18 protein-coding genes are annotated in these 22,639 nt (G+C 71.3%); 8 read left to right on the forward strand and 10 right to left on the reverse strand.

Annotated features, from left to right (window positions below; translation table 11 throughout):
* Window positions 1-133 precede the first annotated feature (133 nt).
* From rnr to rpmG, 5 genes are all read left to right on the forward strand, one after another.
* Complete coding sequence (gene rnr / locus ACXJKQ_RS01960) at window positions 134-2,455, forward strand: ribonuclease R (RefSeq protein ID WP_457104090.1); 2,322 nt, start codon at window positions 134-136, stop codon at window positions 2,453-2,455.
* Between the two features lie 23 nt (window positions 2,456-2,478).
* Window positions 2,479-2,937, forward strand: a complete 459-nt coding sequence (locus tag ACXJKQ_RS01965) for a DUF983 domain-containing protein (protein WP_457104234.1) — start codon at window positions 2,479-2,481, stop codon at window positions 2,935-2,937.
* Window positions 2,900-3,637, forward strand: a complete 738-nt coding sequence (locus ACXJKQ_RS01970; protein WP_457104091.1) for an NUDIX hydrolase — start codon at window positions 2,900-2,902, stop codon at window positions 3,635-3,637. The genes ACXJKQ_RS01965 and ACXJKQ_RS01970 overlap by 38 nt, the downstream gene beginning before the upstream one ends.
* Window positions 3,634-4,821, forward strand: coding sequence for an MFS transporter (locus ACXJKQ_RS01975; RefSeq protein WP_457104092.1), 1,188 nt, complete (start codon window positions 3,634-3,636; stop codon window positions 4,819-4,821). Before ACXJKQ_RS01970 ends, ACXJKQ_RS01975 begins: the two co-directional genes overlap by 4 nt.
* A 106-nt stretch (window positions 4,822-4,927) precedes the next feature.
* The gene (rpmG, locus tag ACXJKQ_RS01980; protein WP_091717349.1) at window positions 4,928-5,095 is read left to right on the forward strand and encodes a 50S ribosomal protein L33; all 168 of its coding nucleotides are present in this window, start codon (window positions 4,928-4,930) and stop codon (window positions 5,093-5,095) included.
* Window positions 5,096-5,268: 173 nt separating this feature from the next.
* Here the strand turns inward: rpmG and ACXJKQ_RS01985 are convergent, their stop codons facing one another.
* Entirely contained in the window at window positions 5,269-6,180 is a 912-nt protein-coding gene (locus ACXJKQ_RS01985; RefSeq protein ID WP_457104093.1) for a LysR family transcriptional regulator, read from the reverse strand.
* Between the two features lie 79 nt (window positions 6,181-6,259).
* Window positions 6,260-7,921 carry an OFA family MFS transporter gene (locus tag ACXJKQ_RS01990; protein ID WP_457104235.1) on the reverse strand — a complete coding sequence of 554 codons (1,662 nt, stop codon included), beginning with the start codon at window positions 7,919-7,921 and terminating at the stop codon, window positions 6,260-6,262.
* A 382-nt stretch (window positions 7,922-8,303) separates the two neighbouring features.
* On the opposite strand from ACXJKQ_RS01990, the gene ACXJKQ_RS01995 reads away from it, so the two are divergent.
* On the forward strand, window positions 8,304-8,534 hold the full coding sequence (locus ACXJKQ_RS01995; RefSeq protein WP_457104094.1) for a DUF6894 family protein: 231 nt from the start codon (window positions 8,304-8,306) through the stop codon (window positions 8,532-8,534).
* Between the two features lie 91 nt (window positions 8,535-8,625).
* On the opposite strand, the gene ACXJKQ_RS02000 is transcribed toward ACXJKQ_RS01995, so the two are convergent.
* From ACXJKQ_RS02000 to ACXJKQ_RS02010, 3 genes are all read right to left on the reverse strand, one after another.
* Window positions 8,626-9,312, reverse strand: a complete 687-nt coding sequence (locus ACXJKQ_RS02000; protein WP_457104095.1) for a metal ABC transporter permease — start codon at window positions 9,310-9,312, stop codon at window positions 8,626-8,628.
* 161 nt (window positions 9,313-9,473) lie between these two features.
* A complete protein-coding gene (gene acnA / locus ACXJKQ_RS02005) occupies window positions 9,474-12,173 on the reverse strand; it encodes an aconitate hydratase AcnA (protein ID WP_457104096.1) in 2,700 nt (899 codons plus the stop codon).
* Between the two features lie 417 nt (window positions 12,174-12,590).
* Window positions 12,591-13,412 (reverse strand): tetratricopeptide repeat protein, encoded by an 822-nt coding sequence (locus ACXJKQ_RS02010; protein ID WP_457104236.1) that lies wholly within the window; start codon window positions 13,410-13,412, stop codon window positions 12,591-12,593.
* Window positions 13,413-13,539: 127 nt separating this feature from the next.
* On the opposite strand from ACXJKQ_RS02010, the gene ACXJKQ_RS02015 reads away from it, so the two are divergent.
* On the forward strand, window positions 13,540-14,940 hold the full coding sequence (locus tag ACXJKQ_RS02015) for a leucyl aminopeptidase family protein (protein ID WP_457104097.1): 1,401 nt from the start codon (window positions 13,540-13,542) through the stop codon (window positions 14,938-14,940).
* Window positions 14,941-15,203: 263 nt separating this feature from the next.
* On the opposite strand, the gene ACXJKQ_RS02020 is transcribed toward ACXJKQ_RS02015, so the two are convergent.
* The 3 genes from ACXJKQ_RS02020 to ACXJKQ_RS02030 form a co-directional block, all read right to left on the reverse strand.
* Window positions 15,204-16,376 carry a M20 aminoacylase family protein gene (locus tag ACXJKQ_RS02020; protein ID WP_457104098.1) on the reverse strand — a complete coding sequence of 391 codons (1,173 nt, stop codon included), beginning with the start codon at window positions 16,374-16,376 and terminating at the stop codon, window positions 15,204-15,206.
* A 64-nt stretch (window positions 16,377-16,440) separates the two neighbouring features.
* Window positions 16,441-16,899, reverse strand: a complete 459-nt coding sequence (cueR, locus tag ACXJKQ_RS02025) for a Cu(I)-responsive transcriptional regulator (protein ID WP_457104099.1) — start codon at window positions 16,897-16,899, stop codon at window positions 16,441-16,443.
* Complete coding sequence (locus ACXJKQ_RS02030; RefSeq protein WP_457104237.1) at window positions 16,896-19,370, reverse strand: heavy metal translocating P-type ATPase; 2,475 nt, start codon at window positions 19,368-19,370, stop codon at window positions 16,896-16,898. The genes cueR and ACXJKQ_RS02030 overlap by 4 nt, the downstream gene beginning before the upstream one ends.
* Window positions 19,371-19,536: 166 nt before the next feature.
* On the opposite strand from ACXJKQ_RS02030, the gene ACXJKQ_RS02035 reads away from it, so the two are divergent.
* On the forward strand, window positions 19,537-20,148 hold the full coding sequence (locus tag ACXJKQ_RS02035) for a glutathione S-transferase family protein (protein ID WP_457104100.1): 612 nt from the start codon (window positions 19,537-19,539) through the stop codon (window positions 20,146-20,148).
* Here the strand turns inward: ACXJKQ_RS02035 and ACXJKQ_RS02040 are convergent.
* Window positions 20,130-21,404: an ATP-binding protein gene (locus ACXJKQ_RS02040; protein WP_457104101.1), complete on the reverse strand. Its 1,275-nt coding sequence runs from the start codon at window positions 21,402-21,404 to the stop codon at window positions 20,130-20,132. The genes ACXJKQ_RS02035 and ACXJKQ_RS02040 overlap by 19 nt on opposite strands.
* Window positions 21,405-21,423: 19 nt before the next feature.
* On the reverse strand, window positions 21,424-22,512 hold the full coding sequence (locus ACXJKQ_RS02045) for a lysylphosphatidylglycerol synthase domain-containing protein (RefSeq protein ID WP_457104102.1): 1,089 nt from the start codon (window positions 22,510-22,512) through the stop codon (window positions 21,424-21,426).
* Window positions 22,513-22,639: the final 127 nt, after the last annotated feature.

Raw genomic sequence — 22,639 nt, forward strand, 5'->3', positions numbered from 1 at the left:
CGCCTGTTGAGGACGGACGGCGCGGCGTTGCCGCGGGCCGCCCGGACACCCATCTTGGGATCGCAGGATCGTCCGTCCGATTCTCGGCCCGCACGCGGGCTCTTCCTCCGCAGAATTGTCTGGCACCCACCTTTTGGCACGACGCACCACCGCTCCGGCGGCCGAGCCCGCGGCTCCTCCGCCCCTCCCTACCCGCGAGCAGATCCTCGCCTTCGTCGCCGAGTCGAAGGAGCGCGTCGGCAAGCGGGAGATCGCCAAGGCCTTCGGCATCACGGGGGCCGCCAAGATCGACCTCAAGCGCGTCCTCAAGGAGATCGAGGCGGACGGCGACCTCGACCGCGGCCGCGGCGGACTCGCCCCGGCGGGCCACCTGCCGCCCGTGGTTCTGGCCGACATCCGCTCGCGGGACCGCCATGGCGATTTCCTGGCCGTGCCGGTGGAATGGGGCGGGGCCGGGAAGCCACCCTCCATCGTGCTGACCCAGCCGCGCGGCCCTCGCAAGGGCAACCGGCCGGCGCCGGGCATTGGCGATCGCGTCCTGCTCCGCGTCGAGCGCGACGCGGAGGGCGGCTATGCGGGCCGCGTCGTTAAGGTCATCGGCAAGAACAAGGCCGAGGTGATCGGGGTTTACCGCGCCGGCGCGCAGGGTGGCCGGATCGCGCCGGTGGAGAAGCGCTCGCAGGGCCGCGAGATCATGATCCCGCCCGGCGAGGAGGGGCAGGCCCGCGACGGCGACCTCGTCAGCGTCACCTTGGAACGTGAGACGCGGTTCGGGCTGCCGCGGGGACGCGTCCGGGAGCGTCTGGGCTCCCTCGGCTCCGAGAAGGCGGTGAGCCTGATCGCGCTCCACCTGCACAACATTCCGCACGTCTTCTCGGATGCGACCCTGGCGGAAGCCGACGCCGCCGAGCCCGCGCCCCTGACGGGCCGGGAGGATTGGCGCGACCGGCCGCTCCTGACCATCGACCCGCCGGACGCCAAGGACCACGACGACGCCGTCATGGCCGAGGCCGATCCCGATCCGGCCAATCCGGGCGGCTTCATCCTCACCGTCGCCATCGCCGACGTCGCCGCCTACGTGCGGGCGGGCTCGAGCCTCGACCGCGAGGCGCTTGAGCGGGGCAATTCCGTCTACTTCCCCGACCGGGTCGTGCCGATGCTGCCCGAGCGGATCTCGAACGACCTCTGCTCGCTCCGCGAGGGCGAGGACCGGCCGGCGCTCGCGGTGCGCATGGTCATCGCCGCCGATGGCGAGAAGCGCCGCCACAGCTTCCACCGGGTGATGATGCGGTCCCGCGCCAAGCTCGCCTACGCGCAGGCGCAGGGCGCGATCGACGGACAGCCGGACTCTGCGACCGGGCCGCTGCTGGACACGGCGCTCCGCCCGCTCTGGGCCGCGTACGCGGCCCTGCGGGAGGCCCGGGACCGCCGCGGGCCGCTCGCCCTCGATCTGCCCGAGCGCAAGGTCCTGCTCAGCCCCGACGGTGCGGTCGACCGGGTGATCGTGCCCCAGCGCCTCTATGCCCATCGGCTCATCGAGGAGTTCATGATCCAGGCGAACGTGGCCGCCGCCGAGACCCTGGAGCACGCCCGGCAGCCGCTGATCTACCGCGTCCACGACGAGCCGGCTCAGGAGAAGATGCGGGCGCTCGGCGAGGTTCTGGCTTCGGTGGGCATCAAGCTGCCGAAGGACGGCGCGCTGCGCCCCGCCCTGTTCAACCGGATCCTGGCCATGGCGGCCGAGACCGAGCACGGCGTCTTCCTCAACGAGGTCATCCTGCGCAGCCAGGCCCAGGCGGTCTACGCCGCCGAGAACCTCGGCCATTTCGGCCTGAACCTGCGCCGCTACGCGCACTTCACCTCGCCGATCCGGCGCTACGCCGACCTCGTCGTCCACCGGGCGCTGATCACCGCCTGCCGGCTCGGCTCCGACGGTCTGGCCGTCGCGATCTCCGCGGGTGAGCTCGCCCAGATCGGCGAGCAGATCTCGGCCGCCGAGCGCCGCGCCATGGCGGCCGAGCGCGAGACCATCGACCGGCTGATCGCCCACCACCTCGCCGATCAGGTCGGCGCCACCTTCGAGGGTCAGATCGCGGGGGTGACCCGCGCCGGGCTGTTCATCAAGCTCGACGAGACCGGCGCCGACGGGTTCGTGCCCGTTTCGCAGCTCGGCGCCGACTATTTCCGCCACGAGGAAGGCCGCCACGCCCTGGTCGGCGAGCGAAGCGGGGAGACGTTCCGCCTCGGCGACCGGGTCGAGGTGCGGCTCGTGGAAGCCGCGCCGATCGCCGGCGCGCTGCGCTTCGAGCTGCTCAGCGAGGGCCGCTCCCGGTCGGGCGCCCGGAAGGCCGGCCCGGGGCAGAAGCCCGGCGCTCGACCGTTCAAGTCCGCGCCGCCCGGCCGCCCCGCCGGAATCCGCAACACCGGGTCGCGCCATCGCGGCTCGCGCCGCTGACCGGGCCGATGTACACCCCTCCCATGACCGCCGACGCGCTCCCGGCCCGCACTCGCCTGATCCCCGCGCTGGCCCGCGGCTTCATCGGCCGCTGTCCCCATTGCGGACAGGGGCGGATCTTCGGCCGCTTCCTCAAGGTCCGGCCCGACTGCGAGGCCTGCGGCCTGGAGCTGCACCACCACAGGGCCGACGACCTGCCGCCCTACGTGGTCATCTTCATCGTCGCCCACATCGTCGGGTACCTGATCCTGGAGACCGAGAGCGCCTACGAGGTGCCCCTCTGGGTGGAGATGGGCGTCTGGCCGGTCTTCACGCTCCTCTTCGCCCTTGTCCTGCTCCAGCCGGTCAAGGGCGCCGTCGTCGGCCTGCAATACGCCCTTGGCATGCACGGCTTCGCCACGCTACCGCGGAGCCGCCCCGTCCCGGGGCTGGAGGAGACCCGCCTTGCCGCAGCCGGAGCCACAGATCGCGACCGGTCCTGAGGGGAAGCCCGCCGCGGCGCGCCTGCGCCCGCGGGACGCCGCGACCATGATCGTGATCGACCGGCGCGGAAAGGGCGGCCCCAAGGTCCTGATGGGCCGGCGCAACCCGAACCTCGCCTTCATGCCGGGGAAGTTCGTCTTTCCGGGCGGCCGGATCGAACTCGGCGACCGCCACATGCCGGTGGCCGGGGCGCTCCCCGACTACGCGGAGGCGGCCCTGACCCGGCAGGTCTCCCGCCCGCCGCATCATCTCGGCCGCGCACTGGCCCTCGCCGCCATCCGCGAGACCTACGAGGAGACCGGCCTGCTGCTCGGCACGACCGAGCACGGCGCCCCCGAGGGCACCCCGGAGGGTTGGGAGGGCTTTGGCCGCCACGGCGTCCTTCCGGATCTCGAGGCCCTGCACCTCGTGGCCCGGGCAATCACCCCGCCCAAGCGCGTGCGCCGCTTCGACACGCGCTTCTTCGCGGTCGACCACCGGATGGTGGCGGCCGAGGAGCCGGGGCGGATCAGCGTCGACGCCGAGTTCACCGAACTCGCCTGGGTCCGCCTCGATGCCGCGCGCAAGCTCGACCTGCCTTACATAACCCGGGCGATCCTCGATGACCTGGAGGCGCAGATCACCGTCGATTTCGCGCCGCATCGGATGATCCCCTTCCACTACGAACGCTACGGCCGCCGGGAGCGGGTAGCCTTGTGAGCCACCCGGAAAAGCTGGCACGGGAGGCGCGGCGGGGGATCCGATCGGAAGATGTGGCGGCGATCTCGGCGGCCGTGACCTGCGTCACCGTCGTCGGCATAGGGCTGAGCCTCTCGATCCCGCTCCTCTCGATCGAGCTGGAGCGGCGCGGCGCGTCGAGTACGCTGATCGGGCTCAACACGGCGGTGGCCGGCATCGCCAGCATCTGCACGGTGCCGTTCGTGCCGCGGCTCGCGGCGCGGATCGGCGTTGCGCCGCTGCTGGGCCTGGCGCTCCTCGTCGGGGCGGTCAGCCTGGCGCTGTTCCCGCTCCTGCCGGGCATTGCCCTGTGGTTTCCCCTGCGCTTCGTCTTCTCGGCGACCCTCGGCGCGCTGTTCGTCCTGTCCGAATACTGGATCAACGCGGCCGCGCCCCCCGAGCGTCGCGGCCTCGTGATGGGCATCTACGCCACCGTCCTGGCGGCGGGGTTCGCGGTCGGCCCCCTGCTGCTGGCGCTGGTCGGGACCGAGGGGCCGGCGCCCTACGCAACCGGGGCCGTCCTGATGCTGGCCGGCGGCCTGCCGATCCTGCTGGCCCGCGGGCTGTCGCCAACGATCGAGACGGGCTCGGGCCGGAGTATCCTCGGCTACGTGCGGCTCGCTCCAGGCGCCCTGGCGGCGGCCCTCGCCTATGGTGCGGTGGAGACCGGCATCTTCGCAATCCTGCCGCTCTACGGCCTGCGCCTCGGCTACGACGCGCAAGGAGCGGCCGGCCTCGTCAGCCTGATCGCGCTGGGCAACGTGCTGTTCCAGATCCCGTTCGGCTGGCTCGCAGACCGGCTCGACCGCAGCGCCGTGCTGCTCGGCGCCGGACTCGCGGGTGCGGCGGGTTCGGCCCTGATCCCCCTGGCGGCGGGCAGTCCCATCGCGTTCGGCCTCCTGCTCCTGGTGTGGGGCGGGATCGCCGGCACCCTCTACACGGTCGGGCTGGCGATGCTCGGGGACCGCACGCCGGCAAACGATCTCGCTGGCGCCAACGCGGCCTTCGTGGTGCTCTACAATGTCGGGCTGATGCTGGGTCCGCCGGTGATCGGCGGTGGCCTCGACCTCGCGCCGCCGCACGGCTTCGCGCTGGCGCTCCTCGCCCTGTTTCTGGCCTTCGCCGGATGGCTGGCTGCCACGGAGTGGGTGCCCCGCCACTCTTGACCTGCCGAGCCCGATCGGGCATTCACCCGCCCGTATTCGGCCGGGCCTTCCCGGCCATTTGCGTTTCGCTCACGCGGAATGCCGCACCCTGCAGGAGCGCCGCGCCATGGCCAAGGCCGTCACCGTCAAGATCAAGCTCATCTCCACCGCCGACACCGGCTACTTCTACGTCACCAAGAAGAACTCCCGGACGCAGACCGAGAAGCTGTCGATGCGCAAGTACGACCCGGTCGCGCGCAAGCACGTCGAGTTCAAGGAGACGAAGATCAAGTAAGACGCCGGGCCGCATCCCGGCCCGACCGTTCATGTGAAGCCGCTCCGGGGACGGGGCGGCTTCTTTCTTTGGGGCGCCCTCCTGCGGGCGGAGGGCCGCCGAGTGCGGGAATCCCGCCGCGCCCCGCACGGGGAAACGCCCCCGTTGGTCGGCGACGACGGCGGCTTGCGCGGTCAGGCGGGCGCTGGAAGGTCCGGATCGAGCGTCCGCGCCAGGGATCGCGCGATGGCCACGAGGGCGGTCACCATCGGCGTTGACGGCTCACGCCGCGGGGCGACGAGGCCGATCGTGTGCTCCAGGTCCGGGGCGGTGATCGGGATCGTGCGCACGCCCTCCATCGGTCCCAGCGCATCGACCAGGATCTCGGGCATGATCGAGGCCCAGCGCAGGGTGCGCACGTGGGTCAACAGCACGATCATCGAGTTCGACTCGAGGGTCGCGGCGGGATCCGCACCAGATTCCCGGATCTGCTGGTCGATGATCCGCCGGTTCTGCATGTTCGGGGTGAGCAGGCACAGCGGCAGGCTGCCGGTCTCCGCCCAGGTGACGCTCGCCCGGCCGTCGAATGGGCCGCCGATCGCCGTGACGAGACGATAGCGCTCCCGATAGAGCGGCACGGAGACCACCCGCCCGAGCGGCTCGTTGTCCAGGTAGGTCAGGCCGGCATCCGCCTCGAGGTTCTCGATCAGCGAGAAGATGTCGGCCGAGGTGGCTGATTCGACCGTGAGCCGCACGTCCGGATGCCGCTCGCGGTAGGGGGTCGTGAGGTTCACGATCATCGGCAGGGCCGTGGGGATCGCGGCGATGCGCAGGTGCCCGGTCAGGCCCCGGCGCAGGCCGGTGACTTCCTCGTGCATGGCCCGGGCATCGGCCACGATGCGCCGCGCCCATTCCAGGACCCGCTCGCCCTCGGGGGTGAAGCCCTGGAAGCGGGAGCCGCGCAGCACGAGTTGCACGCCGAACCGGTTCTCCAGCTGCTTCACGCCGGCCGAGAGGGTCTGCTGGGTCACCCCGCAGGATTCCGCGGCGTGCCCGAAATGCTGCTCGCGGGCGAGCGCGAGCAGGAAGTCCAGCTTGTCGATCACGACGGAGGCGTCCCGGCACGGCGAGGCGCCGGAACCCTAGCGACCCGCCGTGCCGGCCACAACCGAGGGCTCCCGGCACTCACCGGAACAGGATGAACGCCTTCGACAGGGTGATGCCGATGCCCCAGACGATCGGAATGCCGACCACCGCCCAGGCCAGGGCCGCGCCGAGGCTGAAGCCGCCGCGTCCGATCCCGAACGACCCGGACGGTCCGTCGGCCGTCGCGCCCGTGCGGACGTCGAGGGAGGCGCGCTCGGAATCGGACATGAACCAGCGCTGCGCCAACGGCCGGACCAGCAGGTTGCAGATGAACCCGACCGCCAGGAAGCTCGCGAGCACGTACATGGTCCGGCCGTAGAGGTCCGCCCCCTGCACGCCGGCTGCGACCTGCGCCTCGCGGATCTTGGTGATGACGAAGGGTCCGACGATGCCCGCCATCGACCACGCGGTGAGCAGGCGGCCGTGGATGGCGCCCACGAACTGCGTGCCGAACACGTCGGCGAGGTAGGCCGGAACCGTCGCGAAGCCGCCGCCATACATCGACAGGATCACGCAGAAGATGGCGACGAACAAAGCCTGCGAGCCGATGCCGGCGGCCCAGGGCGCCGCCGCGTACAGGAGGCCGCCCAGCGCGAAGAAGATCGCGTAGGTGCCCTTCCGCCCGATGCGGTCCGACATCGAAGCCCAGAAGAACCGGCCCAGGATGTTGAACAGGGAGAGCAGTCCGACGAAGCCCGCCGCGATGGCCGCGACCTGCGCCTTCTGGCCGGCGTCGAGGGTGGAGAAGCTTGTGCCCGGCAGGCCGATCAGCTCGCCGCCGAAGATCTCCTGGAGCATCGGCGAGGCCAGGGCCAGCACGCCGATGCCGGCCGACACGTTGAGGAACAGGACGAGCCAGATCATCCAGAACTGGGAGGTCTTGTGCGCGTCGCGCAGATGGACGTGCCCCGATGCGATCATGGCGTTCTTGGACGCGGGCGCGGTCCACCCGTCCGGGCGCCAGCCGGCCGGGGGCACCCGGTAGCCGAAGGCACCACCCAGCATGAACAGGATGTAGCCGATGCCCATGACGGCGAGCGTCTGCCAGACGCCGGCCGAGTCCGCGGTCCGGAAGCTCTTGATCAGGCTGTCGGCCAGCGGCGAGCCGATCATGGCACCCCCGCCGAACCCCATGATCGCCATGCCGGTGGCCATGCCGCGGCGGTCGGGGAACCACTTGATCAGCGTCGATACCGGCGAAATGTAGCCAAGGCCCAGCCCGATTCCGCCGATCAGGCCCATGCCGAGCCAGACCAGCCAGAGCTGATGGACGTAGACACCCAGCGCGCCGATCAGGAAGCCGCCACCCCAGCACAGGGCGGCCACGATGCCCGCCTTGCGCGGACCCGCGCGCTCCAGCCAGCCGCCGAACAGTGCGGCCGAGAGCCCGAGCACGACGATGCCGATCGAAAAGACCGTCACGAGGTCGCTGACGCGCCAATCGCAACTTGTGGTGAAAAGGGCCGTCATCACGCCCATGTCGGGGCAGGCGGCGGGCGTCGGCTTGCCCACGGAGAGCGCCCGGGTCAGCGGCAGCCAGAACACCGAGAGGCCATAGGCCATGCCGATGCAGAGATGGATCGCAAGCGCCGCCGGCGGGACCAGCCACCGGTTGAAGCCCGGCTTGGCGACGATCCGCTCACGCGACAGAAAATTTGGTGTCCCATCAGGCGCGATCGCGCCCGCAACGCCAGCACTCATCATCGACTCCTCCACGGCAGCCTCGTTCATGGGCCGCGCGCGGCGGGAGAATGCGCGATCTGTGTGCAGGGCACCAGCGCGCTATACGCTGAGACGGCAATTTTAATCCAATCGGGGTCGACGTGTATGCGTCAACCCCGAAATCAGGCCGCACATCGGCACTGAGTCGCAGTGGATCCGTGCCCGGGCACGACGCGCCGCGATCCCAGCACCCGGGAAGCCGGACGCGACCGATCATGTATCCGCGCGGGGTCCACCGTCTCTCCGTCCACGGCGATGCCCGTTGAGACAGATCAAGGCGTCCGGCGCCCTCCCCGGCACCGTAGTCTGCGTCGCAGGGCCTCAGAGCGAACGCGCCCCGCCCTCATCTGCGGGAGCCGCAATGCCACGCTATTTCATCGATACGGCAAACCACGTCGAAGTCATCGACGCGGAAGGGACCGAACTGCCTGATCTCCATGCCCTGCGGGTTCTGCTTCGCAGAGCCCTGATCGCGATCCTGCAGGACGAAGGCGAGGCGACCGGCGTGAACGAGTATACGGCCCACGCCTATGACAAGACCGGCAAGCTCGTGATGCGGGCGCAGGCGAACTTCTTCATCGTGGATCAGTGAGGCTGCCCTACGCCGCCTAGCGATCCGCTTCGACAGCGCCCCCGAGGCGATCGGCCCGCCCGACGGAGCCCGCCGGACGGGCCGCCCTGCCTTACATCGGAGGGGTCAGGCCGTCCTTGCCCACCGCCACCAGTTTGCCCTCGGCCTTGGCGCCGTCCTTGGCGACCACCGCGAAGACCTTGGAGCCCGGCGCGAGGATCGCCTTGTCGGCGGGTTCGAAGGCGACGATCGGCGCCGAAGCCGGCACCACGATCTCCTTGGACCCGTCCTTGCCGTAGCTCACCGTGAGGGTGCGCTCGCCACCCGCGGCGGCCTTGTCGGCTTTCACGGTGCCGTTCGTCATGGCGCTCTTCACCTTCGGGGCGTTCGACGATTCGACCTTCACGGTGCCGTTGGTCATTGCGCTCTTGACCTTGGCGCCGGCGCCTGCGGTCTGGTCGGTGATCGAATCCCAGCCGTAATGGCCCTCGCCGGTCCCGCGCATCGACTCGGGGAAGAGGACCACCTCCAGGGCGGTCATGGGGTTCTCGCCCTTGGTGGCGGTGCCGATGAAGACGCCGTCCTTGATCGCATCGAGGCTCGACGGGACCACCCAGGCGAACTTGGCGCCGCCGACATCCACGGTCTCGGTCTTGCCGTCGTCGGTCTTGATCGTGAGCGTGGTGCCGTCGGCCTTGTCGATGGTGCCGCGGACGCGCTCGACCTGGGCGGCGTAGGCGGCGCTCGACAGAAGGGCCGTCAGGCCAGCGGCGACGAGGGTCTTGCTGAGGTGCTTCATCGAGGTCCCATCCTGGCTTCGAGAGCCGGGTTATGGGGCTTGCCGCGCGCAAAACAAGGTTGTGCGCAAGCGAAACACAGGCCGTGAGTAACAAATAAGGCGGCGCCCGGTGGGCGCCGCCTCGTAGAACCCGATGGCGGCCCGAAGGCCGCCCCAGGGGATCAGGCCGCCAGCGAGCGCAGCACGTACGGAAGGATGCCGCCGTTGCGGAAGTATTCCAGCTCGTCGAGGGTATCGATCCGGCAGGTCAGCGGGACCTGCTTCACCGTGCCGTCGGCGGACTTGATCTCCGCGGTCAGCGTCTGGCGGGGCTTCAGCTCGCCGGCGAGACCCTTGATGGTGACGGTTTCGTCACCCTTCAGGCCCAGCGACTGCCAGCTCGTGTCGCCCTGGAAGACCAGCGGCACCACGCCCATGCCGACGAGGTTCGAGCGGTGGATGCGCTCGAAGCTCTCGGCCACCACGGCGCGGACGCCGAGCAGCTTCGTGCCCTTGGCCGCCCAGTCGCGCGACGAGCCGGTGCCGTATTCCTTGCCGGCGAAGATCACCAGCGGGGTGCCCTGCGCGGCGTATTTCTGCGCCGCGTCGTAGATGAACATCTTCTCGCCGGACGGCTGGAAGTGGGTCCACCCGCCCTCGACCACGCCGCCGGAGGCGTCCTTCACCATCTGGTTCTTGATGCGGATGTTGGCGAAGGTGCCCCGCATCATCACCTCGTGGTTGCCGCGCCGCGTGCCGTACTGGTTGAAGTCCTGCACGCGCACTTGGTGCGACTGCAGGTACTCGCCGGCCGGCGAGGCCGCGCGGATGTTGCCCGCCGGCGAGATGTGGTCGGTGGTGATCGAGTCGAGGAATAGGCCGAGGATGCGGGCGTCCGCGATGTCCTCCACCGGCTTCGGGGTCTTCTCCATGCCGACGAAGTAGGGCGGGTTCTGCACGTAGGTGGAGCCCGGGTTCCACGCGAAGGTCTCGGCCTCGGTGACCTCGACATCCTTCCAGTTCTGGTCGCCGCCGAACACGTCGGCGTAGCGCGACTTGAACAGCGCCGAGGTGATGTTCTCCTCGATGAACTGCTGCACCTCGGCCGAGGACGGCCAGATGTCCTTCAGGTAGACCGGCTTGCCATCGGAGCCCAGGCCGAGCGGCTCGGTCGTGATGTCGATCTGCATCGAGCCGGCCAGCGCGTAGGCGACCACCAGCGGCGGCGAGGCGAGGTAGTTCGCCCGCACGTCGGGGTTCACGCGCCCCTCGAAGTTGCGGTTACCCGAGAGGACCGCCGCGGCGACGATGTCGTTGTCGTTGATCGCCTTGGAAATCGCCTCCGGCAACGGGCCGGAATTGCCGATGCAGGTGGTGCAGCCGAAGCCCACGAGGTTGAAGCCGAGCGCGTCGAGGGGGTCCTGCAGGCCGGACTTCTCCAGGTACTCGCCAACCACCTGCGAACCGGGGGCCAGCGAGGTCTTCACCCACGGCTTGGAGCGCAGGCCCTTGGCGACGGCGTTGCGGGCGAGCAGGCCCGCGCCGATCATCACCGAGGGGTTCGACGTGTTGGTGCAGCTCGTGATCGCGGCGATCACCACGTCGCCGTGCCCGAGGTCGAAGTTCGTGCCCTCGACCGGGTAGCGGCGCGCGATGTCGGCGGCCTTCTTGAACTCGGTCTCCATCGAGGCGGCGAAGCCGGGCTTCGCACCGTCGAGGAGCACGCGGTCCTGCGGGCGCTTCGGCCCGGCGAGCGACGGCCGGACCTCGCCCATGTCGAGTTCCAGCGTGTCGGTGAAGACCGGGTCGGGCGTGCTGGCGTCGCGCCACATGCCCTGCGCCTTCGCGTAGGCCTCGACCAGGGCGATCCGGTCGTCGGAGCGGCCGGTGACCTTCAGGAAGTCGATGGTCTTCTGGTCGACGGGGAAGAAGCCGCAGGTCGCGCCGTACTCGGGGGCCATGTTGGAGATCGTGGCCCGGTCGGCCACCGCCATGTCGTCGAGGCCGGGGCCGTAGAACTCCACGAACTTGCCGACCACGCCCTTCTTGCGCAGCATCTGGGTGACGGTGAGCACGAGGTCGGTGGCGGTGGTGCCCTCGGGCAGCTTGCCAGCCAGCCTGAAGCCCACGACCTCGGGGATCAGCATCGAGAGCGGCTGGCCGAGCATGGCGGCCTCGGCCTCGATGCCGCCGACGCCCCAGCCGAGCACGGCCATGCCGTTGACCATGGTGGTGTGCGAATCGGTGCCGACAAGCGAATCGGGATAGGCCACCTCGGACCCGTCCTCTGCCTTCGTCCAGACGGTCTGCGACAGGTATTCCAGGTTCACCTGGTGGCAGATGCCGGTGCCGGGCGGCACGACGGAGAAGTTGTCGAAGGCCGACTGGCCCCACTTCAGGAAGGTGTAGCGCTCGCCGTTTCGCGAGTATTCCAGGGCGACGTTGTCGGCGAGCGCCTTCGGCGTGCCAAACTCGTCGACGATCACCGAGTGGTCGATGACGAGATCCACCGGCACAAGCGGGTTGATCTTCTGCGGGTCGCCACCGAGCGCCACCATGGCGTCGCGCATGGCGGCGAGGTCGACCACCGCCGGCACGCCGGTGAAGTCCTGCATCAGCACGCGGGCGGGGCGGAACGCGATCTCGACCTCGGCCTTGCCCTTCTGGTCGAGCCAGGCGACGGCGGCCGCGATATCGGCCTTCTTGACCGAGCGGTCATCCTCGTAGCGCAGCAGGTTCTCCAAGATCACTTTCATGGAGAAGGGCAGCGCGGCTGCCGAGGCGAGGCCGTTCTTCTCGGCCTGGGGGATCGAATAGTACGTGTAGGTCTTGCCGCCGGCTTCGAGCGTCTGGCGGGCCTTGAAGCTGTCGAGTGAGGGCACGGCTGGTTCTATCCTCGCTGCGGGTTGTCGAACACGCGCAGGCAAAACCTGCGCTACGAAGTCTGTGTTCGGCCTGTGTAGCGCCCGACGGGCGCGCGCCGCCCCGGGAGCGCCCGGGTAGGAGACGATGCGCGGGGGCGATTTGGACGCCCGTGAAGCCGCGCGGCGCAGCCAGGGAGGGATATAGAACTTTTCGAATCTGGCCGCTACCGGGTCGCGATGACAGGTGCGTTTTCCTGTCGAGCCCGGGCGTGCGGCCGCGCGGCGTGGCGCGCCGGCCGTCGTCGCGCATGGGACGGGCCAGTCCAACGTCACGGTGTATCGGCGGTCCGGGATGCCGAAGGCGAGCCCGGAGCGACGGGATGGCTGTCGGTCACGGGCCTCGGCGCGGCTGAGCACCGGAGCCCCGCGCTCGCGTCACCCCTGCCCGGGGGCACCCGCGCCGGACAGCGCCTTGGACCGATTCGGCTGGGCCGCGAGCCTGCGAAGGGAAGCGACATTCGTGGCCGCCTCCCCGGGGCTCATGTCGCGGCGCAGGACGGTCTCGGCATCGGCGAAGCGGCCCTTGAGGCCCAGGACCATGGCGAGGTTCGCCCGCACCCGCGCATCGGCGCCGGGTTGGTCGGCGGCGAGCCGCAGGGTCTGCTCGGCGAGATCGAGATTGCGCGACAGCGCGTAGGACAGGCCGAGATTGGACAGGAGCGAGGGCTCATTAGGCCGGATCTTGAGCGCGGCCTCGTAGAAGCCCTGTGCCCGGGTCTGCTCGCCGAGCTGAGCGGAGGCCGAGCCCTGGGCCGACAGGATGCGCCAGTCGGGGTTCGCGGGCGTGTGCGCGTTGGCGAGCACGTCGATCGCCTCGCGGAAGCGGCCAGCCTCGACCAGCGACTTGCCGTAGGCGCCGAGCAGGGCCTTGTCGCGCGGGTTGCGCAGGGCGGCCTGCTGCAGGACCGCTGCGGCTTGGTTGATCTGATCGGTCGACCGCAGGGCGCGGGCATAGGCGATCGCCGTGCGGCCGTCGGTGGGCTCGGCGTTGAACCGCTCCGCCAGCCGGTCGATGTCCTGCCGCGCGGGGGCCGCGGAGGGGGCCGTGGAGGGGGCTCCGAGGGGACCGATCGAGCCGGTGGTCTCGGGAGAGCGGGTGTTGCAGCCGGCGAGCCCCAGCGCGACCACGGCAGCCACCAGTGCGGTGCGGCGTCCGGCGGTGGCCTGAGATCGTGTGACCCGGATCAGGGCCGTCATCATGATACGCTCCGCCGACATCGGGGCCGGGTGCGATGGCGCGCTTCACGCTTCCGGCCGGCCGGTGATAGAGCGTTAACCCTAACCACCGGTTAAGCTGCTGGTCCCGACGGCACGCGAGAGGCACATGACCCAGGCCGAGATCCCGGCGACGATCCACGCGCTCCGACCCGCCGACACGCAGGCCGTGCCGGTGACCCTGGTCACGACGGCGGCCTGGGCGGAAACCGAGGCCGGCCTGGAACCCGCCGGGCGCAGCTTCGCCCAGGCCGTCGGCTTCAAGCCGAAGGCGGGCACCCTCGCGCTGCTGCCGGCCCGGGACGGCGGCCTCGGGCGGGTGCTGTTCGGACTCGGGGATCCGGAGGCCGCATCCTACGACCGGTTGATCGTCGGAAAGCTGCCGGGTCTGCTGCCGGAGGGCACCTACCGCCTCGAGAACGCGCCCGAGCCCGCCGAGGCCGCACTCGCTTGGCTGATGGGGAGCTACCGCTTCAGCCGCTACCGGTCCGGCAGCGGCACGAAGGCCCGGCTCGCAGCTCCGACCGGCATCGACGCCGCCGACGTAGAGCGGATCGCCGCCGCGGTGGCGATGGGCCGCGACCTCGTCAACACGCCGGCCAACGACCTCGGCCCCGCCGAGATCGAGGCGGCCGCCCGAAGCCTCGCCGATCGCCACGGCGCGACCGTCACCGTGACGGAGGGCGACGCGCTGGCGAAGGACTTTCCGCTGATCCACGCCGTCGGCGCCGCCTCGCCCCGGGCGCCGCGGCTGATCGACCTGACCTGGGGCTCGAAGGACGCGCCGCGCGTGACGCTCATCGGCAAGGGCGTCGCCTTCGACACCGGCGGGCTCGACATCAAGCCGTCGGCCGCGATGCTGCTGATGAAGAAGGACATGGGCGGCGCCGCCGCAGCCCTCGCCGCCGCCGACATGGTCATGGGCGCCGGGCTCCGGTTGCGCCTGCGCCTGCTGATCCCCGCGGTGGAGAACGCGGTCTCGGGCAACGCCTTCCGCCCCGGCGACGTGCTGAAGAGCCGGGCCGGGCTCAGCGTCGAGATCGGCAACACCGACGCGGAGGGGCGCCTGATCCTGGCCGACGCGCTCACCCTCGCGGACGCGGACGCCCCCGACCTGATCCTCGACTTCTCGACGCTCACGGGCGCGGCCCGGGTGGCCCTCGGGCCGGACCTGCCGGCCTTCTTCACGGAAGACGACGCGCTGGCCGAGGCGGTGGCGCGGGCGGGGCGGGCAGCGATCGATCCGGTCTGGCGGATGCCGCTCCACGCGCCCTACGCGAGCCTGCTCGACTCCAAGGTGGCCGACCTCAACAACGTCTCGAGCGGCCCGTTCGCGGGGGCGATCACCGCGGCGCTGTTCCTGCGCCGGTTCGCCCCGAAGACGAAGGCCCACGGCCATTTCGACCTCTTTGGCTGGAACCCCTCCACCAAGCCCGGCCGGCCGGAGGGCGGCGAGGTCCAGACAGCTCGGCTGACCTACGCGCTGCTCAAGGCGCGCTACGGCGGCTGATCGCCTCTCGTCTTTGCGAGCGCAGCGAAGCAATCCAGTCAGCGCCACGCTGATAGAGGCTGCGCTTCCCTGGGTCGCTTCGCTGCGCTCGCGATGACGATGCGGCTCAAGCAAGACCCGCCTGCCGCTACAGGATGCCGGCCCCGTCGCATAGCGCCAGGCTCCGGAGCGTCCCGAGCCCGAAACGAAAGTCCTCGCGGTTGCGGATCACGCCCGCCCCACCGCGGTGGTGATCGCCGCCAGCCCCCGAGCCGGCGGCGCGCTCAGGCGGTCAGCGGCAGGCCCGTCTCGATCAGGCGCGCCCACAGGGAGGCCCCGTACGGCGCGGCGTCGTCGTTGAAGTCGTAATGCGGGTGGTGGAGCGAGGCGCTGTCGCCGTTGCCGATGAACATGTAGGCGCCGGGGCGGCGGCCGAGCATGTAGGAGAAGTCCTCGGCCGTCATCATCGGCGCGACGGCCCGGTCGACATTCTCCTCTCCTACCAGCGCCTCGGCGACGCCGGCCATGAAGTCGGCCTCGGCGGGATGGTTCTCGGTGACCGGATAGCTCGACCCGTACTCGACCAGGCCGCGCGCGCCGAAGCCGCCGGCGATCTCGGCGACCAGGGTCTCGATCCGCGCCTTGATCCGGCTCCGCACCGCCTGGGACAGCGTGCGCATCGTGCCGCGCATGGTCACGGTCTGCGGCAGGACGTTGAACGCCTCGCCGGCCTCCAGCGCGCAGACCGAGACCACCGCCGATTGCAGCGGATCGAGGTTGCGCGCCACGATGCTCTGCAGGGCGATGATCACGTGGCTTCCCACCAGCACGCTGTCGATGGCGTTCTGCGGCAGGGCCGCGTGGCCGCCCCGGCCCTCGATCGTGATCGTGAATCGGTCGGTGGACGCCATGATCGGACCCGGGCGGATCGCGAACGTGCCGACCGCCATGCCGGGGATGTTGTGCATCCCGTAGACCGACTCGACCCCGAACCGCTCCATCAGGCCGTCCTCGACCATCGCCTCGCCGCCGCCGCCGCCCTCCTCGGCGGGCTGGAAGATCAGCACGGCCGCCCCGTCGAAGTCGCGGGTCTCGGCGAGGTACCGGGCGGCCCCGAGCAGCATCGTCGTGTGCCCGTCATGGCCGCAGGCGTGCATCTTGCCCGGCACGGTGGACCGGTAGGGCAGGTCCCGCACCTCCTGGATCGGCAGCGCGTCCATGTCGGCGCGCAGGCCGATGGCGCGGTTGGAGGCGCGCCCCCGCCCCCGGATCACGCCGACGACCCCCGTGCGGCCGATGCCGGTCACCACCGCGTCGCAGCCGAAGGACCGGAGCTTGTCCGCGACGAACCCCGCGGTGCGCTCGACGTCGTAGAGCAGCTCGGGATGGGCGTGCAGGTCGTGCCGCCACGTTGTCATCGTGTCGGCGAATGCGCGGATCCGTTCGAGGACGGGCATCGGGTCGGGGCTTTCGTGGCCTTCGGGATCGACCAGACCAGCAAAGCCGGGGCCAGAGCCGCCGTCAACGGCCGCGCTTGGAGAGCGAGCGGATCGCGCGCTGCCGCGTCGGGCCATGATCCGCCGCGGCGAGATCGTCCAGGATCGGGCAGTCCGGCCTCTCGTCACCGCAGCAGGCCTCCGCCAGATGCTCCAGCGTCCGGGCCATCCCCTCCATCTCGGCGATGCGGCGGCGCAGATCGGCGATCTGCTCCTGGGCGATCGCCTTGACCCCGGCGCTCGGGCGGGCGCGGTCGCGCCAGAGCGCCAGCAGATCCGCGATGGCATCGACGCTGAACCCGAGGTCGCGGGCGCGGCGGATGAAGCGCAGCGTGTGCAGATCGGCCGCGCCGTAATGGCGGTAGCCGGCCTCGGACCGGGCGGCCGGCGGCAGCAGGCCGGTCGCCTCGTACCAGCGGATCATCTTGGCCGAGACCCCGGTGCGCCGGGCCGCCTCGCCGATCGTCAGGGTCGTCCCGCTCATGCCGGCCTCGCGGTGAGCGCGGACGCCCCCGTGGACGCCGGTCGTCCGCCGGCCCGGCGCAGCCGCAGGGCGTTGCCGAGGACGAACACGCTGGAGAACGCCATGGCGCCCGCAGCCAGGATCGGCGACAGGGCGGGGCCGCCGAACGGCACCAGCACGCCCGCCGCCACCGGGATCAGCGCGACGTTGTACGCGAAGGCCCAGAACAGGTTCTGGTGAATGTTGGCCATCACCGCCCGCGAGAGCGCCAGGGCCTCGACCAGGGATTCCAGCTCCCCCGACATCAGCACCACGTCGGCGCTGTCCATCGCGATGTCGGTGCCGGTGCCGATGGCGAGCCCGACATCGGCCTCGGCCAGGGCCGGCGCGTCGTTGATCCCGTCGCCCACGAAGGCCACCGGCCCGTGCGCGGACCGGAACCGCTGGACGGCCTCGACCTTCCCGCCGGGCAGAACCCCGGCGGCCACCGCATCGATTCCGAGGCTCCGCGCCACGCCCGCGGCGGTGACGGGATCGTCGCCCGTGACCATCGCCACCACGAGACCGCGCGCCTTCAGGGCCGCCACCGCCGCGCCGGCGCCCGGCTTCACGGGATCGGCCACCGCCAGGACCGCGGCGTGCCCGCCGTCGAGGACGAGGTGGATCGGGCTTTGCCCGGCCTCGGCCAGCCCTTCGGCGCGGCTGGCGAGGCCCGGGTCCAGGGCGACGCCGAGACGCTGCAGGTAGCGCGGCGCCCCGAGCGCCACGGCCCGGCCCGCCACCCGGCCCGCGACGCCGAATCCCTCCACCGCCTCGAACCTCTCCGGCTCCGGAACGCGGAGGTTCCGGTCGCGGGCGGCCGCCACCACGGCGCCGGCCAGCGGATGCTCGGAGCGGGTCTCGAGCGCGGCGGCGAGGGCCAGCGCCTCGGCCTCGTCCACGCCCGCGGCCGGGACGATCCCGGTGAGCCGGGGGTGCCCCTCGGTGAGCGTACCGGTCTTGTCGAGCGCCACGACGCGCACGTCGCGCAGACCCTGCAGCGCGGCGCCGTCGCGAAACAGCACGCCGCGCGCCGCCGCGCGCCCGGTGCCGACCATGATGGCGGTGGGCGTTGCCAGCCCCATGGCGCAGGGGCAGGCGATGATCAGCACCGCCACGGCGTTGACCAGGGCCGGCCCCAGCGCGGGGGCCGGCGCCAGGAGGAGCCAGGCCAGGAAGGTGACGGCGGCGATCCCGATCACCGCCGGCACGAACCGCGCGGTGACGCGGTCGACGAGCGCCTGGATAGGCAGCTTCCCGCCCTGGGCGCGTTCCACCATGGCGGCGATCTGCGCGATGACGGTGGCGCCGCCGACGGCCTCGACCTGCAGGTCGAGGCTGCCGCGCCCGTTGAGGGTGCCGCCGACCACCTTGTCGCCCGGCCCCTTGCGGACCGGCACCGGCTCGCCGGTGACCATGCTCTCGTCGACGTGGCTGGTGCCGGAGGCCACGGAGCCATCCGCCGCCACACGCTCGCCCGGACGCACCCGGACGACGTCGCCGATGCGCAGGGCGTCGAGCGGCACCTCGGTCTCTGCGCCGTCGCGCACGACCCGGGCGGTCTTCGGGGCCAGGTCCATTAGCCGGGCGATCGCCTGGCCCGTGCGCCCCTTGGCCCGGGCTTCCAGGGTCCGGCCGAGGAGGATCAGCGTGACGATCAGCACGCTCGCCTCGAAATAGAGATGGGCCGCGCCCGCGGGCAGGAGGCTCGGCGCCAGCGTCGAGACCATCGAGAACAGGTAGGCGGCCCCGGCGCCCAGGGCGACCAGGGCGTTCATGTCGGGGTGGCCGCGCAGCAGGCCCGGCACGCCGCGCAGGAAGAACCGTCGCCCCGGCCAGGCCAGGACCAGGGTGGCGAGGATCGCCTCGACCACCGCCGTGACCGGGCCGCCATGCAGGCCGGGCAGCAGGTGCCCGCCCATGTCGAGGACGACCACGGGCGCCGAGAGGAGGGCCGCAACGGTCAGGTCGCGGCGCAGGATCCGGCCCTCGTCCGCCTGCCGGGCCGAGGGGTCGGCCGGATGGCCCGCATCGACCGGGCGGGCCTCGTACCCCGCCGCCTCCACGGCCGCGATCAGGTCGTCCATCGACACCACGCCCTCGGGGTGCCGGATCGCGGCCCGTCCCGCGGCGAGGTTGACGCTGGCGGCCGTCACGCCCGGCACCGCGCAGAGCGCCCGCTCGACGCGGCCGACGCAGCTCGCACAGGACATTCCCTCGACGGCGAGCAGGCTCTGCGTCTCGGGAACCGGATAGCCGGCCTCCGCCAGGGCCGCCGCGACGTCACCCGGGGTCGTGCCCGCGTCGAGGACGAGGGTGGCGCGGTTGGTGGCGAGGTTCACCGCGACGTCCCGCGTCCCGGGCAGCGCCGTCAGGGCGCGCTCCACGCGGCCGACGCAGGAGGCGCAGGACATCCCCGAGATGGGGACTGTCAGGGTGACGGATTTCGACATGGCGGCGATCCCGTTCGAAGCATCCATGCCCCATCAGATGGGGCTTCCCATCATGGGAAGGTCAAGGGCCGTCTGCGGGCCGTTACAGGACCGGTCGGTCGGGGGCGCCCGTTGTCGAATCGTCCAGACCCGGCCAAGCTCCGTCACCGGAGCGAGGAGGACGCGGATGACCGAGCCCCTGACGATCTACGGCGATCCGGGCTCCGGCAACTGCCTCAAGGTGAAGTGGGTCGCGGCCCACCTGGGCATCCCGGCGGTCTGGCGTGACGTCGATGTTCCGGGCGGCGGGACGCGCACGCCGGACTTCCTGGCCCTGAACCCGGCCGGGCGCGTGCCGATCATCGTCCTTCCCGAGGGCGCCGTCCTGTCGGAATCGAACGCGATCATCCTGCACTTGGCGGAGGGGTCCGCCCTGATCCCGCAAGCCCCCCTCCCCCGCGCCCGCATGCTGCAATGGATGTTCTGGGAGCAGTACAGCCACGAGCCCTACATCGCGGTCCGCCGCTACCAGCTCCACTACCTCAGGCGGTCGCCGGAGGATCTCGATCCGAAGCTCGCCGAGCGCGGTGCGGATGCCTTGCGGCTGATGGAGGCGACCCTCGAGCGCTCCGCCTTCATGGCCGGCGATGCCCTCACACTCGCCGACGTGGCCCTCGTCGCCTACACCCGCATGGCCCATGAGGGTGGCTTCGACCTCGCGGGCTACCCGGCCATCCGCACCTGGGTCGGACACGTCGAGAACGGGCTCGGAATCGGGACCTATGCCGGGCCGGCCTGATCGGACGCGGGCTGCGGCGGCGCGGCGGCGCCGTATTCCGGCAGGCTGACCCGGACCGTCGTCCCCGTCCCCTCCGCGCTCTCGATGGCGAGACGCCCGCGGTGGCGGTTGAGGCTGTGCTTGACGATCGCGAGCCCCAGACCGGTGCCGCCGCGGGCGCGGCTCGACGCGACGTCGACCCGGTAGAAGCGCTCGGTCAGGCGCGGAATGTGCTCGGGCGGTATGCCCGGCCCGTCATCGGCCACCGACAGGACGATCCGGCGCCCGAGCCGCGGATCGTCCTCGCGGGCGAGCCCGACGCTGATCCGGCCGCCGCCGTATTTCACGGCGTTCTCGATCAGGTTCTCGATCACCCGGGCGAGTTCGTCGGCATCGCCGGGCACGGGGTAGGGTCCGGCGCCGTCCTCGAACCGGATCGTGGCGCCCCGCGCCTCGGCGGGGGGACCCTGGGCGTCGACCATCTGGCGGACGAGGGCACCGAGATCGACCACCGCGGTGGGTGCCACGTGCTCGCGCAGCTCGATCCGCGACAGCGACAACAGGTCGTCGATCAGGCGCGTCATGCGCAGGGCCTGGACCCGCATGATTTCGAGGAAGCGCTCCCGGGCCTGGGCGTCGTCGCGCGCAGGACCCTGGAGTGTCTCGATGAAACCGATCAGGGTGGCCAGCGGCGTGCGCAGCTCGTGGCTCGCATTGGCGACGAAATCGACCCGCATCGCCTCAAGGCGCCGGGCCGAGGTGAGGTCGCGCAGGAACAGCAGGGCGCTGACGCCGGACCCGTCCGGCATCGGCAGGGCGCCGATCTGGACCTCGAAGATGCGCTCCAGCGGCACCCGGGTCGAGAGCGCGACGCGGCGCGGCAGGCCGGAACTCAGCACCGCCTCGATGCCGTCGAGGACCTCCGGGTCGCGCAGCGCGAAGGACAGGGGCCGGCCCTGGTGCAGGGCCGGCAGGAGGGCACGGGCAGCAGGGTTGGCCTCCACCACCAGGGTGCGCCGGTCCACCAGGATGACCGGGTCCGGCACATGGGCGAGCAGCGCCTCGGCGACCGCGTGGCGCTGCGTGGTGGCGGCCGGACGCGGCACCGGCGCCTCGCGGCCGCGGCCGCCGAGCCAGCCGCCCAGGCAGATCGATCCAAGCCCGATCAGGATCAGAGGGAGATCGAGACGTCCGGCCAGGGCGGTGGCGAGACCGAACAGACCCGCCGCGATCGCGGCACCGGTCCAGGCGGGGTAGCTGCGCAGGCGGCCCGACATGGCAGGTGCGGCCGTCCGCTCAGTGGGTCTCGGACTCGTCGTGCCACGCCCGGCCGGACGGGCCGGCCGTCCCCTCCGGCGGCCCGGGATCGCGCGTCCCGGCCGCGCGCTTGACGATCTCGTACAGGCCGAGCGTCGCCAGGGCGGTCACGAAGGGCACGACGTAGTAGCAGCCCCGGAACAGCAGCAGCGAGGTCAGAACCTCGTTTCGCGGCAGGCTCGACAGGGCGAGGAGCACGGTGGCCTCGAACACGCCGATGCCGCCGGGGGCGTTCGACGCGATGCCCAGCATGGCGGCGAGCACGTAAATCGCCAGGAAGGTGGTGAAGCCGAGCGTCATCTCCTGCGGCAGCAGGACGTAGAGGACCGCCGCTGCCGCGCAGACGTCGCCGATCCCGACGATCATCTGCCCGATCGAGACCGAGGCTCCGGGCAGTTCCAGGCGCCAGTGCTTGACGGTGATGCTGCGCTTCTTCGCCGAGACCCAGGCGAGATAGCCGAGCACGAGGGCCAGCGCCGCCAGCCCGACACCCTGATTGATCCGGATCGACGTGAAGGCGAGCCCGGCGAGCTGGCCCGCCTCGATGATCAGGCTCAAGCCCAGCACCACGCCCATACCGAGCCAGAAGGTGAAGCCGGCGATGACGGTGAGCGCAGCGATCTTGGCGGTGGACAGGCCCTGCCGGGCGTAGATCCAGTACCGGATGGTTCCGGCGGTCAGCAGCGGGAAGCCCAACGTGAAGCTCACCGCGTAGCTGGTGAAGGAGGCCAGCGCGGTGATCCGGTAGGGTACCTTGATCCTGAGCTGGCGCAGGGCCAGCGCGTCGTAGCCGGTGAGGAAGAGGTAGCTGATGCCGACGAACAGGAAGGCGAGGCCGAGCTGCTCGGTCGTGGCCGCCGCGATCGCGGTCCGCACCTCCGCCCAGCTCACGCTCTGGACGAGCTTCCACAGCACGCCGAGGGAGACCGCGAACAGCACGATGCTGGCGGCCGTGCCGATCCAGGCATAGCGGTTGCGCCGGCTCTTCCGCTTCGCGGTCGCGGCGGCATCGTGCTCAACCGGCTCGGCCTGCTCGGCCGCGCTCCGGTGCTGTCCCTGAAAATTCATGCCGATCGGCGTCCGCCCTTCCGGCTGCGCGGCCCGGCCGAAGGCCGTCAGCCCGTGCCGGAATCTCCCGGACCGCGGCCCGTTGCCCCGCATGTAGGCCGAACCGGGGCGCAAGGCCAGGGAAGGC

Source organism: Methylobacterium sp. P5_C11 (genome assembly GCF_054049775.1).

What these genes read in the sequence shown, in the direction of transcription:
- ACXJKQ_RS02010 (WP_457104236.1), bottom strand. Translation starts at nt 13,412, where the DNA reads ATGACGGCCCTGATCCGGGTCACACGATCTCAGGCCACCGCCGGACGC.
- ACXJKQ_RS01995 (WP_457104094.1), top strand. Translation starts at nt 8,304, where the DNA reads ATGCCACGCTATTTCATCGATACGGCAAACCACGTCGAAGTCATCGAC.
- ACXJKQ_RS02000 (WP_457104095.1), bottom strand. Translation starts at nt 9,312, where the DNA reads ATGAAGCACCTCAGCAAGACCCTCGTCGCCGCTGGCCTGACGGCCCTT.
- ACXJKQ_RS02030 (WP_457104237.1), bottom strand. Translation starts at nt 19,370, where the DNA reads ATGTCGAAATCCGTCACCCTGACAGTCCCCATCTCGGGGATGTCCTGC.
- ACXJKQ_RS02045 (WP_457104102.1), bottom strand. Translation starts at nt 22,512, where the DNA reads ATGAATTTTCAGGGACAGCACCGGAGCGCGGCCGAGCAGGCCGAGCCG.
- ACXJKQ_RS01965 (WP_457104234.1), top strand. Translation starts at nt 2,479, where the DNA reads ATGACCGCCGACGCGCTCCCGGCCCGCACTCGCCTGATCCCCGCGCTG.
- ACXJKQ_RS02020 (WP_457104098.1), bottom strand. Translation starts at nt 16,376, where the DNA reads ATGCCCGTCCTCGAACGGATCCGCGCATTCGCCGACACGATGACAACG.
- ACXJKQ_RS02035 (WP_457104100.1), top strand. Translation starts at nt 19,537, where the DNA reads ATGACCGAGCCCCTGACGATCTACGGCGATCCGGGCTCCGGCAACTGC.
- ACXJKQ_RS02040 (WP_457104101.1), bottom strand. Translation starts at nt 21,404, where the DNA reads ATGTCGGGCCGCCTGCGCAGCTACCCCGCCTGGACCGGTGCCGCGATC.
- ACXJKQ_RS01990 (WP_457104235.1), bottom strand. Translation starts at nt 7,921, where the DNA reads ATGAGTGCTGGCGTTGCGGGCGCGATCGCGCCTGATGGGACACCAAAT.
- ACXJKQ_RS02015 (WP_457104097.1), top strand. Translation starts at nt 13,540, where the DNA reads ATGACCCAGGCCGAGATCCCGGCGACGATCCACGCGCTCCGACCCGCC.
- cueR (WP_457104099.1), bottom strand. Translation starts at nt 16,899, where the DNA reads ATGAGCGGGACGACCCTGACGATCGGCGAGGCGGCCCGGCGCACCGGG.
- rpmG (WP_091717349.1), top strand. Translation starts at nt 4,928, where the DNA reads ATGGCCAAGGCCGTCACCGTCAAGATCAAGCTCATCTCCACCGCCGAC.